Here is a 17258-nt window from a genome sequence, read left to right as displayed (position 1 = left end):
ATGAGTATAGAGTTGAAAGGTATTAGTCATTCATATGATGCAAAAAATTATATATTAAAAGACTTTAATTTGACTATAGATAAGGGTGAAATTGTAGCTATAATAGGATCCTCTGGAAGTGGTAAAAGTACTCTTCTAAATATAGTTGGAGGAATAAATGTTCCAAGCAGCGGAGAGATCTTACTTGATGGAGTTAATATAAACAATTTAAAAGCCAAAGATGTGGAAAGCTTTAAATTATCGAAGATAGGATATATATTTCAAAATTATAACTTGATTCCATTTTTAAATGTTATGGATAATATCCTATTACCAGTAAATCTACTAAAAAAGAAGTTAGATAGTTATAAGGAAGAAGCAATTAATCTTTTGAAGGAATTGAATCTGGAAAGTAAAGCAAATGCAAATATATTAGAGCTTTCCGGTGGAGAACAACAAAGGGTAGCTATCGCAAGAGCATTAATCTTGAATCCGTCTATAATTTTAGCTGATGAGCCAACAGGAAGTTTAGATAGAGATAATACAACAAATTTTATGAAATTACTTAAAGAAATATCTATAAAAAGATCTATAAGTGTTATGCTGGTAACCCATGACTTAAAGGTTACAGAATATGCTACTAGGGTAATTGATATTTCAAAATAAGAAGAGAGAGAGGTACTAAAAATGAGAGATTTCTTTATTGTAGAAGAAAAAGAATATGATGTCTTATATCATGTAAATTCAAATAAAGTTTTTAGGATCAATAAATCGAATTCGCAGTATACAGACGAGGATTTGTACAAGGTTATAGATGTATCCAGAGAAAATAACATTAAGGAAATGAAGGGCGCAGCTGGTAAAAAGAAGATTTCACTTAACCTTATGTCTTCAAGAACTTGTAATCTTGGTTGCAAATATTGTTTTGCAGGTGAAGGGGAGTACGGCTGTAATAATATAAAACCTAAAACCATATCAAGAGGGATATATGAGGATCTAACAAATTACTTGTTAGAAAATTATAAAGAAGGCATTGATACAATAAGTTTCTTTGGTGGAGAACCTTTAATAGATTATAAAAACATTAAGGAAGTAATTCCATATATGGAGAAAGCTTTTAATGAGAACAATATTCCAATACCTAGAATCTGTCTTAGTACTAATTCGGTGTTACTAACAGATGAAGTAATGGACTTTTGTGTGGAGCACAATATTGAATTAGGCTTAAGTCTCGATGGACCAAAAGCATTAAATGATCTTGGTAGAACCACTAAAGCAAAATCTAATTATAGTGCTTATGATAGGGTTTATGAGACAACTCTAAAGTTAATAGAAAGAGGAATTCCGTATAAAATGCAAATGACCCTTAATAAAAATCACTTAGATAACTATAAAAAAGGTTGCATTAAGGAATGGATGGATTCACTAAACGAAATAACCAATACAGATATTACAGTTTGTCCCGTGACAACAGATATTGAAGGGTTTGCTATATCTAGTGAAGAGGATTATGAAAAGTTAGATAGTATGGCAAGAGAATTTGTTCACTATTATTTTGATGAATATTATAAGGGAAATACTTCGAAGTCAGCTGCCATATTTATAACTCCTATGCTATTTATAGTAAATAAACAAATAGCTAGAGGTTGTGCAGCAGGAGAAAAGATGGTTTTAGTTGATACTGATGGAAGTGTTTATCCTTGTCAGATGTATTGTAATGATGAAAAGTATAAGCTCGGTGATGTTGTAAATGGTTTTTCTAGATATGAAGCAAACAACAATACCTGTAATAGGGTTAATAATGAAGAATGCCAAAATTGTATTGGTAGAAATCTGTGTACTATATGGTGCAAGGGTTTACAGTTATTGACCAACGGAAAGGAAAACTCAGTACTAAAAGAAAGATGCGTCTTCCAAAGAGCAATCATAGAAGAAAACTTAAAGATTTTATCTAGGCTTAGTGAGGGAGATAAAAAAGAACTTAAGGAAGTATGTAAAACTATATACTACTCCTTCCAGTCTTAGGTAGTTATCATGGAGAAATATTCTGTTATAGAGGATTTAACCTTTACTTCAAATACAAACGGCAATCACTATATTGTAAGTGATATACTGGGAGTCTATCTTAAGGTATCAAGTGAAATCTTAGAGATCTCAGAGAAAATAACTAAATTTATTAAATCTGAAAATTTAAACGGTGAAGTAGATGTTAAAAAGATATTTAAGGGAAATAGTTATGAAAAAACTATAGATTTTCTAAAGAAATATAGCTTGGTTTATGAAAAAGGAAATACTCCTGTAAGAAAAAGTACTTTAGAAACAGAGCTTATAGGGCATAAGGTTAAGGAAATTCAATTTGAAAAATATAATAGAAGCAAGATTTTGGTAGCTTTATTACTAGTTATGCTTTTAGCTAATATTCCAATATTTCTTAAGAATGCTGAATCCATGATATATTCCAATATAATAAAAGATTTTATGGGGGAATATAGTAAGTTCAATATGTTAAACCCTATAAGTATAGCTTCAATAATTATAGTTATGTTACTTAGTATATTAATTCATGAATCAGCTCATATATTATTTGCTAATTTATTTGGAGTTTTAGTAAGGTCTGTAAGCTTGTATCTTTTATTAGGATTTCAACCTGTAGTTTTTGTAAAATATAAAAATATTATTGCACTTGAGAAACAAAAAAAGATATTGATTTATTTAGGTGGGTTTATAGCTAATTTGATGATGATAAATGTATCATTTGCATTAGTTTCAATATATAAGCATTGGATATTCGGAGTGTTTATAATAGTTAATTTATTTATGATTACTGATAATTTATCAATAATTAATAATACAGATTTCTATTATGTTCTTACTGAAATTTCTAATACGACTACATTTAAAGTTAAGATTTTAAGAAAATTAGGTGCATTATTTAATCGGCAAATATCGTTAAGAGACTTCTTATTTAATAAGGAAAATCTTCTAGGAAATCTATATTTGCTTGTAGGTACATTTTTCAGGATAAGTAGTATTTATCTATTTGTATGGTTCATTATAAGTAGCTTGATTTCCATGAAAATAGCTCTAATAATTGCAGGTATAGTGGTTATTACTTATATGGGTATAAGTATGAAAAAGTTCAGAAATAACATAAAAATGGCTGCAATATAGAAATGAAGCTCAATCTAAGAATAGAGGTGATTACAATTTTATATAGAGAATGTAGATTTAGAACAGCACTTACAATGTTTAAAGAAGTAAAACCAGATATAAAAAATAGTGAGGTGTTTAACATCTTAGGGGGAATATCAAATTCACTCTATGCCTATGATGTTGGTAACTTACAGTTTTATATCTTATCTGGTGGCTGTGAAAGGTTAAGAACTGAGAATTATTTTGATTATTTTAATATCATTCATGAAAAGGTACAGATCAGTGATTTTCTTCAAGGGGATAAAGATTTTGATAGGTATTTTTATATCTTGCCATTAATGGCAACCATGCTAAATACTTATGAGTTTGCAAATGCAGATAAGAGTTTTCTAGGGTGCTCCTTTGAAATGATTTATAGCTACTCAAAAGAAGAAAATAAACTGTTTTTTGAACCTATGGATAAGGAAAATGGAAAATTTGAATGGATTTATACTACAGAGCTTTTGAAGCTTAATGAATATAAAAATGATCTTATAGGAGACTATGTTGTTTATAAGGTGTTAAAGGAAGATTTTATAAGCAATAGATCTATAAATCACTATATCAATATGCCACTAAAAAATTTAGTTATAGATAATTTAAGTAACATTCTATACGATTACAAGGATTATGAAAAGTTTCCAGGTGTGAGGGGAGATATCGCTTACACAAACCTGATAAAGCATTTTTCAAAGTTAAAAGAAGTTGTTCAAAGCAAGGGCAATTATAAAAATTATAATGCACTTCTCAAATATTATAAGGTTCAAATCATATATTTGAGAAATCTGATTTTATCTGGCACAGATACTTTCTATAGAGGAGAGTTTATCGATACCTTAAAAGATCTTAATGCTACTTTAGTTGACTTTGATGGCGACAAGTATATTAAAGATTTTGAGCAGTCAGGTAAGATATGGAGAAATATTGGTAGACTTCTTATGCAACTTTATATAGATATTACAGAAGAAAAAGTGGATAAGTTATTAGCCTACTTAAAAGCATTGCAGAAAATAGAAATCAAAAGCTTTGAAAACATATTAGATGATTTGGGCTACTTTAGCCAAAAAGTATCAAATATTTAAACATAAGTCTTTATATGTAAACTATTAAATTCATATATAGTTTTTAAATTTTAGTAAAGGGGGGGAGCAAAATGGAAAAGGATTTAAACAAGAAAGTTGCTGAATTAGAAGTTGAGGAATTAGACTTCACAGAGGTTGAAGAAATCGAAGAAGTTGCTACACCAGTATTTGTAGGTACATCTGGCTGCTGTTCATAAGGAAATTTTATAAAAACTTACCAAAACTTATCAAATTAAAATAAAAAAATTAAAGGGGGATTATTAAAATGGAAAAGGATTTAAACAAGAAGGTTGTTGAATTAGAAGTTGAGGAATTAGACTTCACAGAAGTTGAAGAAATCGAAGAAGTTGCTACACCAGTATTTGTAGGAACAGCTGGATGTTGTGCATAATAGAAATTTATTAAAAAACTTATCAAATTAAAATAAAAATTAAAAGGAGGATTATTAAAATGGAAAAGGATTTAAACAAGAAGGTTGCTGAATTAGAGGTTGAGGAATTAGACTTCACAGAAGTTGAAGAAATAGAAGAAGTTGCTACACCAGTATTTGTAGGAACAGCTGGATGTTGTGCATAATAGAAATTTATTAAAAAACTTATCAAATTAAAATAAAAATTAAAAGGAGGATTATTAAAATGGAAAAAGATTTAAACAAGAAGGTTGCTGAATTAGAGGTTGAGGAATTAGATTTCACAGAAGTTGAAGAAATAGAAGAAGTTGCTACACCAGTATTCGTAGGAACAGCAGGATGTTGTGCTTAGTAAAACTTTGAAAGACAATAGATTTTGGTTTTACTGTGTATCAATAAAGGTATTGTAAAATAATTGAAACTATAGGTTTAGCTGACGTAAAAGTTTTAAGCTTTCCTATGCAGTAAAAAAGGCTGTGGTTAAGCCGCAGCCTTTAATAAATTAAGATGATCAGTATATAAACATAAGGTTTTATCATACTTTCTTGAAAGGAGTTAGGATATATGTCACAGATAAGAAAACTATATAACACTATAGAAAAAGTACAGAAAATAATAAATCCTAATTATTTGAAGGAAGAAGAACGATTGATTTTAAAGCTTTACACTAAACGAAAAAAGGTTGAAAACCCTTTAATATTAGATAAAGCAGATTATTATGTAATTGGTCAGCTACTTATTATAGTATATTTTTTCAATTTGAATTATGTTTCTCTTGGAACAGTTAATGGAGTAAAGAATGAAATTATTATGGTAAACAACTCTTCCAATGATGATTGTATAGCTTTAGATTTTTATTATACAAAATCTAAGGATATAGCAAATGAAATTATAAGAAATTCTGTGTTTAATACATCTATATTAAAATCATTAAAAAATTTGGATAACAAAAGTATTTTAAGACTTAAAGAAGGGTTTATATATTCGTACGAAGCTATTATTAATGAGAAGTATAATATCCTTAAGCTCTTTAAGCCATATAGTAATTCTGAAGACCTAAAGTGGATTTGTAATGTTATTTGGAAGCTTAGAAATGGAAGCTATGAAGACTTAAAGAGGCAGCTTAATTTTATTGATATATTTTTTGAAATAGCTCTAAAGGAAGAAGAATTTATAGAAATGTTAACTAAAAGCTTAGAGGATGATACTTTGACACAAGAGTATTTTATAAATCAGGCTGATAAGCTTATTAAGGAAGGTATAGTTGGATATCATGAAGGAAATGTTGAACTTACTTGGATTATTGAAGAGAATAACAATTTAATACCTGCTAATTTATCTAAGCTTGGAGGATTAAAGGTAAGATCAGATTTCTTGAATTATGTAGGAAAACGTATTGGTGATAAGTATTATTGTAAAGTTGCAGAGCAAGTATTATTTTCCATGGATCAACAGTGAAATTATAAATTTTATTAATTATAAAATATTTGATAGGGGGATTTTAAAATGAGTGAATTGAATTTAGAAGCAAAGGTAAGGGATATGATTATATCAAGATTATCGTTAGATGAAATTGAGGTTGAAACTGTAGATTTTGATGCACCGATATTTGCATCATATGATAATGAAGATGAAGGATTAGGACTAGATTCTGTAGATGCATTAGAATTAGTTGTTGGATTAAATGAAGAGTTCGGTGTAAAGGTTAGTGATGATGATATGGAAATTTTTAAAAGTATAAGGACTATAGCTGACTTTATTAGATCAAACAATTTAGGGTAGGTAATATCATGAACAGGGTGGTAATAACAGGCTACGGAGTTGTGACATCTAATGGAGATAGCAGAGAAGAATTTGCAGAAGCATTATATGAAGGCATCTCCGGATTAAAAGAAGTATCTATATTTGATATGAGCAAAATGAGAACTCAATTGGGTGGTCAAGTTAATTTTGAATTAAAAAAAGTGGAAAAGATTGATGATGAAGAAAGAACTGTTCAAATAGCAAAAAAGGCATTAAGGGAAGCTCTTACTCATGCAGGAATAGATAGTGAATATATTATGAGGCTCGATGGTAGGTGTGGTTTATCTGTTTCAACATCTCTTGCAGGAAACGAAAGGATGATGAAATATCTTAATGAAAAGTCGTGTGGATATAAAGGTAACCCCGAATGGTTAGTTAAGATCCCAACCTTTTTATATTCAATATTGCAAGAAACTAAAGTTAAGGGACCTTGCTATACAACAATGTCTGCTTGTGCTGCAGGTACTGCAGGTGTTGGTGTTGCATATGATTTGATTTCAAAAGGTAAAGTAGATGTAATGGTTACTGGAGGCGCAGATCCTTTAACTGAGTTTGCCTGTACTGGGTTTCATGCATTAAAATCTTTAAGCCCAACAGGATGTAAACCATTTGATAAAAATCATGATGGAATAGTAATTGGTGAGGGAAGCGCCTTTTTTATACTTGAAAGTTTAGATAACGCTATTAAAAGAGGTGCAAAGATATATGCTGAGATATTAGGATACAGTATAAATAATGAAGCTTATCATATAACAAGTCCAAACCCTACAGGAGTTGGGGCATATACTTCAATGAGTGAAGCTTTAAAGAGAGCAAAAGTATCTCCAAAAGATGTAGACTATATCAATGCCCATGGAACCGCAACTAAGGCAAACGATGAAATGGAATTAAAGGCAATAGAATTATTACTTGGGGACAAGGCGAAAAAAGTTCCAATATCCTCAATTAAGTCTATGGTAGGACATTGTCTTGGAGCAGCTGGAAGTATTGAACTTGCATCTTGCTTAATTGCATTAGAGAAGGGCTTTATACCTGCAACTGAAACGCTAAGGGATCATCAAGAAGGATACGAAGATTTCAATTTAATTAAAAGAGCTACAAAATGTGAAGATTTAAATATTATTCTATCAAACTCTTTTGCTTTCGCAGGAAATACGTCTAGCATAGTTATTGGAAGATATCAAAATAATGTAAGTTTGGAAAATGGATAGTTATGCTGATTTTAGAATATGAGTATGTTATTAAACCGAGGTTTAGTGATACTGACTCATATGGGGTGATGCACCATAGTAGTTATTTTAAATGGTTTGAAGAGGCTAGATTTGAATTTTCCAAAGAAGTATTAAAGTTTGATGAAGATTTACTAAATGGGAAGAAGTTAAAATTTCCTATAGTGGAATGTAATTGTAGGTTTAAGGAATCAGTAATTTACGATGATGTAGTTAAAATAGACTTAAAGTTTTTATTGGGCAAAAGCGCAAAGATAACTTTTGAGTATAAAGCAATAAATCTTAGAATTAACAGAATCTGTGCAGTAGGAAAAACCGTTCATATGTTTTTGGACGAAAATAACAGGATTTGTTTAAATATACCCAAAATATTATCTGAAAGACTAAATGATATTGTGGAATTTGAGGAGTGAAATTAATGGATAGAGAAGTAATTTTAAATGTTTTACCTCATAGATATCCATTCTTATTTGTAGATGACATTTTTGAAGTTGAATATCAAAAAAGAGTTGTTGGCATTAAAAACGTATCTTTTAATGAGCCATGGATCTTAGGACATTTTCCAGATGAGCCTGTTTTTCCAGGGGTACTATTAATTGAAGCCATGGCACAAATATGTGGATTTATATTTTATGATGAGCAAAAGGGAGAAAAGTTTATATCTTATTTAAGCAAAATAAATAATGCTAAATTTATAGAAAAAGTTGTTCCTGGTGACACAGTGGTTGTTGAAGGATACTTAGAAAATCTATTTGGAAACTTTGCAAAGGTCAAAGCAGTTGCAAGGGTAAATAAGAAAAAGGTTGCCGAAGCTGAGATAACTTATTTTTTTCAAAGAAATAATTAGGAGGTTAGGAAGTTGAAAAAAATATTTATAACTGGTATGGGCATTATATCAAATGTTGGGGTTACTTTAGAGGAGTTATGGAGCAATCTAAATAAGAGTTCAATAGATGATATAAGTGAGTATACATTGCCCATAAAAATTCCATTAATTATTAGCAAACCGGAGGTTCGAAGGATGAGTAGATATGCGTATATGGCAGTTTACTCTACTAAGATAATTGCAGATAAAAGAGATGATAGAAAAAGTAAGCTTGATAGAGACAAAACTGGCACAATATTTAATACTGGATATGGCCCTTTATCAACAAACATAAAATTTGGAGAAAGTGTAATAAAGGGTAATGCAGATTTTGCCAGTCCAACAGTTTTTTCAAGTACAGTATCTAACGCCTGTGTTGGAAATGTATGTATGATCAATCAATTAAAGGGACCAAGTACAATTTTGCTAGGCAGTAATAATATTGGTTATTCATATGAGCTTATTAGAGATGGTTTGGCTGACGGGATATTTACAGGTGGTATTGAAGAGTACTGCAGAGAACTTTTTCAATCCTTTGAGGAGATCTCCAGTACAAATACTTATATAAATGAAGGCTTTAGAATATCTGAAGGTGCAGCCACAATATTAATGGAATCATTGGATGAAAAGAGTGAAGAATATCAGGAATTAAAGGAAGAAATCTTTTGTGAAATAATAGGGTATTCGGATAAAAATATGGGGGCGCATCCTGCAGTGTTAGGAAACATAGAATTTGATAGTGATGTCTTTGCATCTAACATGGAAAGTTTGCTGAAAGCTGAAAATATAAAAGCTGAGGATGTAGAACTTATTGTAAATGCTAAAAGCGGAATAAGGAAAAGCGATGAGGCAGAAGCTATTGCAATTAAAAAGATATTTTCTAAAGAAGTGCTTCAAATTTCACCTAAACGAGTAGTAGGAGAAACTTTAGGTGCGTCCCTAACCATTAATACGGTAATTGCTGCGTTATGTTTAAAGCAGCAAGCAGTGCCAAGCTTGCTAAGTAAAGATAATTCCCAAATTAATAAAACTATTAGATATGCAATTGTAAATGGATATGATGTTAGTGGCAACACAACAAGCATTTTATTAAAAGCTGTAGACAAGGGGGATATCAATAATGAATGATGAGGTATTAAATAATAAGATCGCTGTCGTAACTGGTGGTGCTAAAGGTATAGGAAGAGAGATTGTTAGAAGTCTTTCATATCTAGGGTACGATGTTGCATTTACTTATAATTCTTCTAAGGATTTAGCTTTAGAGTTAGTTAATGAATTAGAGGAGAATGGAAATAGGGTAAAGGCATATAAGGTTGATAACACAGATAGAAGCTCAATTAAAGCTACCTTTAATGAAATTTTTAATGATTTTCCTTCAATTGATGTATTAGTTAATAACGCTGGGGTAACAGCAGATGCTTACTTGATGCTAATGCCTGAAGAAAAGTGGGATAAGGTTATTAATACAAATCTTAGCAGTATTTATTTGATTTGCAAAATAGTACTTCCTAGCATGATTAGATCGAAAAAAGGTTCAATAATTAATATAACTTCTGTTGCTGGAGTTACTGGTATTGCAGGACAAACTAATTATTGTGCAACTAAATCTGCAATAATAGGTTTTACTAAATCGCTTTCAAAGGAAGTTGCAGCAAAGGGAATAAGAGTTAATGCTGTTGCTCCAGGATATATTAAAACAGATATGTTAGCTAAGGTTAATGAAAAGATGAGGGATGAATTTACAAAGCAAGTTCCATTAAAAAGGTTAGGTGAGCCTAAGGAAATAGCAAATGTAGTTTCTTTTTTAGCATCAAATGATTCAAGTTATATAACAGGACAAACGTTAGTTGTTGATGGTGGACTGGTAAGTTAAAAATATATAGGAATATACTTTGTTTTAGGAGGAAATATGATTAGAGAAATAAACTGTCAAGTCGCTATTATAGGTGGTGGTATTGCAGGATTAGTGTCTGCAGCTCTTTTGTCAAAATACGGATACGAAGTGTGTCTTATTGAAAAGGAAAATCATCTTGGAGGATGTATTTATAATAAAATTGAAAATGGTCATATTCTTCAAGGTGGTGCCCACCACTTGGGAGGACTTGGTGAAGGCGAAATTGTTTCTAATATTTTAAAGGAATTATCCTTGTACTCTGAGGAATTATTTATTGAGAATAATCCACTAATAGGCAAAGTAGAAGCTGAAGAAATATTAGTTCCTTTTAGATTAAACAAACTTAAAGATGAATTAATTTCTAATTTTCCACTAGAGAAAAATAATATTCTAAGGTTTTTTAGTGAAATAGAATATTTTAAAGAAGCATTAACAGTAAACAACTCCATAAAAGTATTAAAATATTTTCAAGCTTGGAGCAGGATAAGCTTCTATGATTTATTAGCTAGATATTTTGAAGATATGAAGATCGCTGCATATCTGTGTGCACTTGGACCAGGTTATGGTGGAATCACCTCAAGTGGATCTGCTTTTACAATGGTAAGCTTGCTTGCAACCTATGGAAGTGGTGCATACAATGTTAAAGGTTCTATGAATACACTTGTCCATATATTAGAAGATTACGTTAAAAAGAATCCTAAGGCTACAATCCTAAAAGGAGCATTAGTTAATAAGATCGATATAGAAAATGGTATAGTTCAGTCTGTAGAATGCCTATCTGAAGATTGTACAAATGTAGTAAGGCTGCAAAATCTAATCGTAACAAGTGATATAGGTAATATATATAAACTTGTTTGTACAAAGGTTAAAAATAATAGATTTCATGATAAAATAAATTCCTTAGAAATCGGATACTCACCAATAAGACTTTTTCTATCCTTTGAAAAGAAAAGGTCATTAAATGATTATATAATGCTTCCTAGCTTTGATGTTAGAAAATGGGATGAAAGTTTGCTTTATAGTAGCACAAAATATAACAACACCATATCAATGTTCTCATTTCCAACAGTAGTAGATAGAAGTTTATGTCCTAAAAATCAAGATCATATGCTTATGACAATTCTTACAAATAGTGAACTTATTAAGGCTTCAAGGGAAGATCTGCAAAGCAAGCTATATAATATGGTTGATAGATATTTTCCTAGTATAACAGTAGACCAAGTGGTTACTACTGTAGCTACAAATGAGGATATTGAAGCAAAAACCTTCAATAGAAACGGATCCGTCTTTGGATGGAAAAGAGGAATAAATGAAGTTATAAATTCTAATATAATTGGACCTAAATGTATGTTTAAAAACTTTTATGTTGCTGGAAACTGGGGGCCGACTTTTGGAGTATATGGGGCTTTCTATTCCTCAAAAAATGCTGTTACTGAGATTCTAAACAATTATGAAGCTCGAGCTCTTTAAGGGTTAAGTTTGATGGATATGCAATAGTTATAATGTGATCTATAAACTTAAAAGAGTGGCATTTAAATTGATGCATATAAAAAAACGTACTCTCTATGCTATCTCCTATATAGGTATGGGATTTAGGTTTATAAAATGAAAAAGGTAAACCAATTCCAACTCCTAAGGCTTTTCCTATTGATTCCATGGAAGTCCATTTAATGAAGGCTTCAGTGGTTTCATCTATATCAATATCTGTGTTTTTAGGGAAATTTAATACTGTGTTAATATTTAAAGCTCTAGTTTCATTAATCTTTTCTGCATCTATTCCAAGGAGACCTTCACTTCCTGAGGCTAATGCAATAAAGAGCTTCGAAGTATGAGCAAGTGATATCCTAACATTACTATAGGGAGAATCCACCAATGGATTATTAAATATTCCTTTAGAAACAGAAATCATATCAAAATCATCTTTAGATAGAAAGTCTGAGATGGCTATCTTACTTAAATAGCGACCTAAAATAAAGTTTCTTACTTTATTGTATCCTTTTATAGTACTTAAAATATCTTGCTCGGTTTTTGAAAGAGTTGATTTAAAATAATCAATATCTATATCCTCTGGTACAACCCAGAGACATAATGAAGCATTTATCAGTGTTTTTTTATTAAAAAATGAAAAATATCTAATAGAGGGTTTTTCGAAAGAGAAACTCATAATAATGCACCTTTACTTTATAATAGGGTTAATTTGGTATTATTACCATATATGTAAGTATATAAAACAAAATAGAAATGTTCAATGTATAAGAAAATAAAATATGAAAATAATTTGAATTTAATATATAGATGGAATAGGTGATTTGGTATGAGTAAGAGAGTATTGATCGCTAACATTAATGAAGAAGTAACTGAAGTAATTAATGCTTTTAAAAAATTTAATATAGAAACAGTAGTAGTATACTCAATTAAAGATAAATCAAAGAAATATGTTGAGTTATCGGATTTCTCAGTATGCGTTTCATTAGAAAGTACAAACGAAGATATAATTAATAATCCAAATATGCTTACTGCTGCACAATTATATAATGTAGATTATATATATTATTATAATGAACATACTGAACTCATTGAAAAGTTGAAGAAAACATGTAAAAAAATGAATATACCGATGATACAATGTCCGATGGAGGACATTAACAGTGAAATTGAACGGCTAAACCTTAGAATTAGTTCCAAGAGAAAGCCTTCCAGTAAGTCTATTAAGTGCAGTAGCTGTAATGAAGAAATTGATAAAGCTACTTTAGAAGAGGATTTATCTATTTGTCCTAAGTGTAATGCACATTTACGTATGAATAGTGCTGACAGGTTAAAATTGATTTTTGATGAGGATTATACCTTGTTCGATGAAAATTTAGTAAGCGAAGATATATTGGATTTTCCAGGATACAGTGAAAAATTAATAAGTCTTTCCCAGCAACTTGAGGTAAAAGAAGCTGTTATTACTGGTAAAGGGTGTATCAGTGGTATAGAGACTTGTTTTGGTATTATGGATTATAGATTTATGATGGGATCTATGGGAACTGTGGTCGGTGAAAAGTTAGTTAGGATGATTGAGGAAGCCACAGAAGAAAAACTGCCAATAGTTATCTTTACTGCCTCTGGTGGTGCTAGAATGCAAGAAGGTATGCTATCTCTTTATCAAATGGCAAGAGTTGTTTCAGCAATTGAACTTCATCATAAAAGTGGGTTGCTATATATAACAGTTTTGACAGACCCGACAATGGGAGGAGTCAGCGCAAGCTTTGCAAGTATTGGGGATATCATAATAGCAGAGAAAGACGCCAATATAGGTTTTGCAGGAAAAAGAGTAATAAAGAAGACTACAAATACAGTTTTACCTGAAAATTTTCAAAAGGCTGAGTTTCTTTTTGAAAAGGGATTGGTTGATATCTTAAGTGATAGACGAGAGATGAAAGATATTCTACATAAGATTCTTACAATACATGAAAGAAAAGCTTTAGATAGTAATCTAACTGAGGTGGCCATTGACATATATAAAAATTATTTCAAGAGAAAGAGTTTGCTTTCTGCCTGGGATGTGGTGAAGCTTGCAAGAAATAATAAAAGGCCAAACTTCAAGGATTATATAGATGGGATGATAACAGATTTTATTGAACTTCATGGGGATAGACAGTTTGGTGATGACAAAGCAATTGTATGCGGAATAGGATTTTTGAATAATATCCCTGTAACAATTATCTGTAATGCTAAAGGGAAAAATATATCTGAAAATGTATTAAGGAACTTTGGAATGGCAAAACCAGAGGGATATAGAAAAGTTCAGAGACTTGTCAAAGAGGCTGAAAAGTTTAATAGACCTATTATATGTTTAATAGATACTCCGGGAGCAGATTGTGGGATTGATGCAGAAGAAAGAGGACAAAGTGAGGCTATTGCCAATTGTATTAAAACCTACAGCTCAATTAAAGCGCCTATCATCTCAGTAGTTATTGGAGAAGGAGGTAGTGGTGGAGCGTTAGCAACAGGGGTAGGAGATTATATTTTTATGTTAGAAAATGCAATATATTCAGTTATATCACCAGAGGGATGTGCATCAATACTTTTTAAAGATGCCAGTAAGGCTAAAGAAGCTAGCGAGCATTTAAATTTAACTTCAGATAAACTTCTGGATATAGGCATAATTGATGATATAATTTTTGAACCAATAAATGGAGCTCATACCGCTCCAGACGAAACGGTGAATAATGTTAAGAATAGAATTTATAATAAATTATTGGAATTACTAAAAGAAAGCAACGATGAGCTTGTAAGAAAAAGATATCTAAAATTCAGAAGGCAAGGATCACTTAAACTAGACACATATAAACTTAAAATAGTTAACCAATAATAATAGCTACTGGGAAAGTCCAGTAGCTATTATTATTTTAGTAGATTTGGAAAGTATAAAATTCTTAAGACAATATGATTTAAATATTTAATTTATATATATAAATTGTAAAAGGCAGATACACAAAAAGTAGCAAAAGAAAATCACTCTTTTGCTACTTTTTTATAGCATAATTAGAAATAAATATACTAAAAATCAGTGGAACTTTTGTAAGATTTAAGATTCTAGTTATTAGCTTTTGAATACTCTAAAAGCAATGCTTCAGGTATTTCAGGTTCATCAAATATTATTGCTAAACAAGTATCTGCATTGGTATTTGAAATTTTTATTAGATAAGATTTTAAAACCTCCACAATAGACCTTTTTCTAGATATTGTAATTTGCATAATTATTGTACCTCCTATTTAATAATTTATATGTCAAGGGCAAAATTAAAATCAATTGACTGAGTGTTGCTAGTATAATTAGGCTTCTAAAATAAAAACTATTTGTTATTAATCCAATAATAAGTAAAATCAGTAGAATAAAAATCGTCTTCAGTTTTAATTTTTTTCTTAATTTAGCGTTTAATAGTGGATGTTTTTCTGTATCTGCAGGAGCGTATTTATAGAAGAAAATAGCCATAAATATTAATAGTAAAAGATAGCTGAATCTGGTAAATATAAAAAGATTTGCAATATAAACCTCTCCTATATAAATAAACGCTGTGACGAAGAAACATTTGATACTACTATTAGCATGTGTTCCAAAAGAAGTAGAACGTAATACTCCAAAAACAATAGAAATTATAATAGTATATTGAAGCATTCCAAGATAAGCAGATATTATATATAATATTAAGATTTTTGGAATGTTTAAAAGTAGTATATCAATTCCTAGTTTTACTTTTAATCTTTCGATTTCGTTACAAGTGGTATTTTTTAAGATAACTGAGAGTATATAAGAACTTATAGTATTTATTTTTATCACCACCTTATATATCAAGTATATTATGTTCTTTGAGTGTTTAGCTTTACAGTGAAAAAAGAAACTATAAATTAGAAGAAATGTATGTATTATTAATATGTAAAATAAAAAATGCTACAAATTTAATAAAAATTGACTTACATGTAATTAACTGCTAGAATTATAATGGGGTGATAGTGTGGAATATGTTTTGATGTTAGAAGACATAATGATGATAACAATTATTCTATATACAGTAAATTACTATAAGATTCCTATAAAAAACTATGTTTATATGTATATCTGTAGCTATTTATTAAGTTGCCTACTAGTTACTAAGTTTCAAAGCATCATTATAATTGGTGTAAGCGTTATTATATTTATTTTTTTAAGTCAAAACATGAAAAAGATACATGCGCTATTCATAACACTGAGCACTCTATTAACTTGTTTTTTTGCTAATATCATTCAATTGATAATTTGTTATGAAATTTTGAATATTGATGTAAACAATGCTAGAAGTTCATTTCTAACCTACAGTCTTTTACTATTTCTTGGTACTATTATCAGTTTAATTATCGCAATAATACTTAGAAAAGTTTTAAAAAATAATATGGACAAACTAGATCTATCTAAAACGAATAAAGAGTATATATTTATGGCGTTGGCTCTTTTGCTAACCATAGTTATTTTTTATGTTAATTACATTGTGTTTAATAGAGGTAATGGGTCATCAAATGAACAGATGGCACTTAATCTATTATTATATTTTTTATATTTTGGAATGTTAATATTTATATATAAGACAATGAAGGAAAGTATTACAAGAAAATTAGAAATCGAAAGTAGAGAAAATGAATTTAAAAATTTAAAAGAGTATACCGAAAATATAGAATCTTTATATTCAGAGATGAGAAAATTTAGGCATGATTATACAAATATTTTAGCATCTTTAACAGGATATATAGATAATAACAATATAGATGGACTTAGGGAATACTTTGAAAAAGATATACTTGGACTCAATGAAGCTTTTGAAAAAAGAAATGATAATATAGGTATTTTAAAAAATGTAAAAATTATTGAGATGAAGGGGTTAATTGCATCAAAGTTAATTAAAGCCCAAAAGTTAAATATAAAAACTAGAGTGGAAGTATTGGAACCTATTAATAAAATAAATATTAATATAATTTCTATGTGTAGAATTCTTGGGATTTTATTGGACAATGCAATAGATGCTGCACAGGAGAGCGTTGAGAAACAGATAGCAATTGCATTAATAAATAGTGGAGATTATGTGGTACTTATAGTTTCTAACTCTGTATCGGAGAATGTAGCACCAATTCATAAAATCTTCAAAAAAGGGTTTAGTACTAAAGGTGAAAATAGAGGAATAGGTCTGTCAAACCTAAAGGAAATATTAAGTAACTACAGTAAATCAACTATCGAGACAAAAATAGTTGAAGGTGTATTTACTCAAACTTTAAAGATATAGGAGATGAT

General features: G+C 29.9%; 21 protein-coding genes. 18 read left to right on the top strand and 3 right to left on the bottom strand.

Annotated features, from left to right (window positions below):
• The 16 genes from JHL18_RS15420 (at nt 1) to JHL18_RS15365 (ending at nt 11923) form a co-directional block, all read left to right on the top strand.
• Nucleotides 1-645 (top strand): ABC transporter ATP-binding protein, encoded by a 645-nt coding sequence (locus tag JHL18_RS15420; RefSeq protein ID WP_200270762.1) that lies wholly within the window; start codon nt 1-3, stop codon nt 643-645.
• Between the two features lie 21 nt (nt 646-666).
• On the top strand, nt 667-2004 hold the full coding sequence (locus JHL18_RS15415) for a radical SAM/SPASM domain-containing protein (protein ID WP_200270760.1): 1338 nt from the start codon (nt 667-669) through the stop codon (nt 2002-2004).
• Nucleotides 2005-2013: 9 nt separating this feature from the next.
• Nucleotides 2014-3150: a zinc metalloprotease gene (locus JHL18_RS15410; protein ID WP_200270758.1), complete on the top strand. Its 1137-nt coding sequence runs from the start codon at nt 2014-2016 to the stop codon at nt 3148-3150.
• Between the two features lie 2 nt (nt 3151-3152).
• Nucleotides 3153-4253 carry a hypothetical protein gene (locus JHL18_RS15405; protein WP_200270756.1) on the top strand — a complete coding sequence of 367 codons (1101 nt, stop codon included), beginning with the start codon at nt 3153-3155 and terminating at the stop codon, nt 4251-4253.
• A gap of 71 nt (nt 4254-4324) precedes the next feature.
• Entirely contained in the window at nt 4325-4450 is a 126-nt protein-coding gene (locus JHL18_RS26280; protein WP_274600965.1) for a hypothetical protein, read from the top strand.
• Between the two features lie 68 nt (nt 4451-4518).
• Nucleotides 4519-4644, top strand: a complete 126-nt coding sequence (locus tag JHL18_RS26275; protein WP_274600964.1) for a hypothetical protein — start codon at nt 4519-4521, stop codon at nt 4642-4644.
• A gap of 59 nt (nt 4645-4703) precedes the next feature.
• A complete protein-coding gene (locus JHL18_RS26270) occupies nt 4704-4829 on the top strand; it encodes a hypothetical protein (RefSeq protein ID WP_274600963.1) in 126 nt (41 codons plus the stop codon).
• A gap of 59 nt (nt 4830-4888) precedes the next feature.
• The gene (locus tag JHL18_RS26265; protein WP_274600963.1) at nt 4889-5014 is read left to right on the top strand and encodes a hypothetical protein; all 126 of its coding nucleotides are present in this window, start codon (nt 4889-4891) and stop codon (nt 5012-5014) included.
• A 212-nt stretch (nt 5015-5226) separates the two neighbouring features.
• Nucleotides 5227-6120 (top strand): hypothetical protein, encoded by an 894-nt coding sequence (locus tag JHL18_RS15400; RefSeq protein ID WP_200270754.1) that lies wholly within the window; start codon nt 5227-5229, stop codon nt 6118-6120.
• Between the two features lie 48 nt (nt 6121-6168).
• Nucleotides 6169-6444, top strand: a complete 276-nt coding sequence (locus tag JHL18_RS15395) for an acyl carrier protein (RefSeq protein WP_200270752.1) — start codon at nt 6169-6171, stop codon at nt 6442-6444.
• Nucleotides 6445-6452: 8 nt separating this feature from the next.
• On the top strand, nt 6453-7676 hold the full coding sequence (locus JHL18_RS15390; protein ID WP_200270750.1) for a beta-ketoacyl-[acyl-carrier-protein] synthase family protein: 1224 nt from the start codon (nt 6453-6455) through the stop codon (nt 7674-7676).
• Between the two features lie 2 nt (nt 7677-7678).
• Nucleotides 7679-8107 (top strand): acyl-CoA thioesterase, encoded by a 429-nt coding sequence (locus JHL18_RS15385; RefSeq protein WP_200270748.1) that lies wholly within the window; start codon nt 7679-7681, stop codon nt 8105-8107.
• Between the two features lie 5 nt (nt 8108-8112).
• Nucleotides 8113-8541 carry a 3-hydroxyacyl-ACP dehydratase FabZ gene (fabZ, locus tag JHL18_RS15380; protein ID WP_200270746.1) on the top strand — a complete coding sequence of 143 codons (429 nt, stop codon included), beginning with the start codon at nt 8113-8115 and terminating at the stop codon, nt 8539-8541.
• 12 nt (nt 8542-8553) lie between these two features.
• The gene (locus JHL18_RS15375; protein WP_200270744.1) at nt 8554-9687 is read left to right on the top strand and encodes a beta-ketoacyl-[acyl-carrier-protein] synthase family protein; all 1134 of its coding nucleotides are present in this window, start codon (nt 8554-8556) and stop codon (nt 9685-9687) included.
• Nucleotides 9680-10432, top strand: a complete 753-nt coding sequence (gene fabG, locus JHL18_RS15370; RefSeq protein WP_200270742.1) for a 3-oxoacyl-[acyl-carrier-protein] reductase — start codon at nt 9680-9682, stop codon at nt 10430-10432. Before JHL18_RS15375 ends, fabG begins: the two co-directional genes overlap by 8 nt.
• A gap of 36 nt (nt 10433-10468) precedes the next feature.
• A complete protein-coding gene (locus JHL18_RS15365; protein ID WP_200270740.1) occupies nt 10469-11923 on the top strand; it encodes a phytoene desaturase family protein in 1455 nt (484 codons plus the stop codon).
• Here the strand turns inward: JHL18_RS15365 and JHL18_RS15360 are convergent.
• Nucleotides 11883-12617, bottom strand: a complete 735-nt coding sequence (locus JHL18_RS15360; RefSeq protein WP_200270738.1) for a 4'-phosphopantetheinyl transferase family protein — start codon at nt 12615-12617, stop codon at nt 11883-11885. The genes JHL18_RS15365 and JHL18_RS15360 overlap by 41 nt on opposite strands.
• 150 nt (nt 12618-12767) lie before the next feature.
• Between JHL18_RS15360 and JHL18_RS15355 the strand changes: the two genes are divergently transcribed.
• Nucleotides 12768-14810 (top strand): acetyl-CoA carboxylase carboxyltransferase subunit alpha, encoded by a 2043-nt coding sequence (locus tag JHL18_RS15355; protein ID WP_200270736.1) that lies wholly within the window; start codon nt 12768-12770, stop codon nt 14808-14810.
• A gap of 224 nt (nt 14811-15034) precedes the next feature.
• Here the strand turns inward: JHL18_RS15355 and JHL18_RS15350 are convergent, their stop codons facing one another.
• Nucleotides 15035-15196, bottom strand: a complete 162-nt coding sequence (locus tag JHL18_RS15350; RefSeq protein WP_200270734.1) for a hypothetical protein — start codon at nt 15194-15196, stop codon at nt 15035-15037.
• Nucleotides 15177-15779, bottom strand: a complete 603-nt coding sequence (locus JHL18_RS26610; RefSeq protein WP_200270732.1) for an accessory gene regulator B family protein — start codon at nt 15777-15779, stop codon at nt 15177-15179. The genes JHL18_RS15350 and JHL18_RS26610 overlap by 20 nt, the downstream gene beginning before the upstream one ends.
• A gap of 376 nt (nt 15780-16155) precedes the next feature.
• On the opposite strand from JHL18_RS26610, the gene JHL18_RS15340 reads away from it, so the two are divergent.
• Nucleotides 16156-17250, top strand: a complete 1095-nt coding sequence (locus tag JHL18_RS15340; protein ID WP_207753034.1) for a sensor histidine kinase — start codon at nt 16156-16158, stop codon at nt 17248-17250.
• Nucleotides 17251-17258 lie beyond the last annotated feature (8 nt).

The sequence above is a fragment of the Clostridium yunnanense genome, from assembly GCF_016595795.1.
GTDB lineage: Bacteria > Bacillota > Clostridia > Clostridiales > Clostridiaceae > Clostridium_AR > Clostridium_AR yunnanense.
Note: the sequence above shows the minus strand (reverse complement) of the source record. Positions and strands in the feature narration are given on the sequence as shown.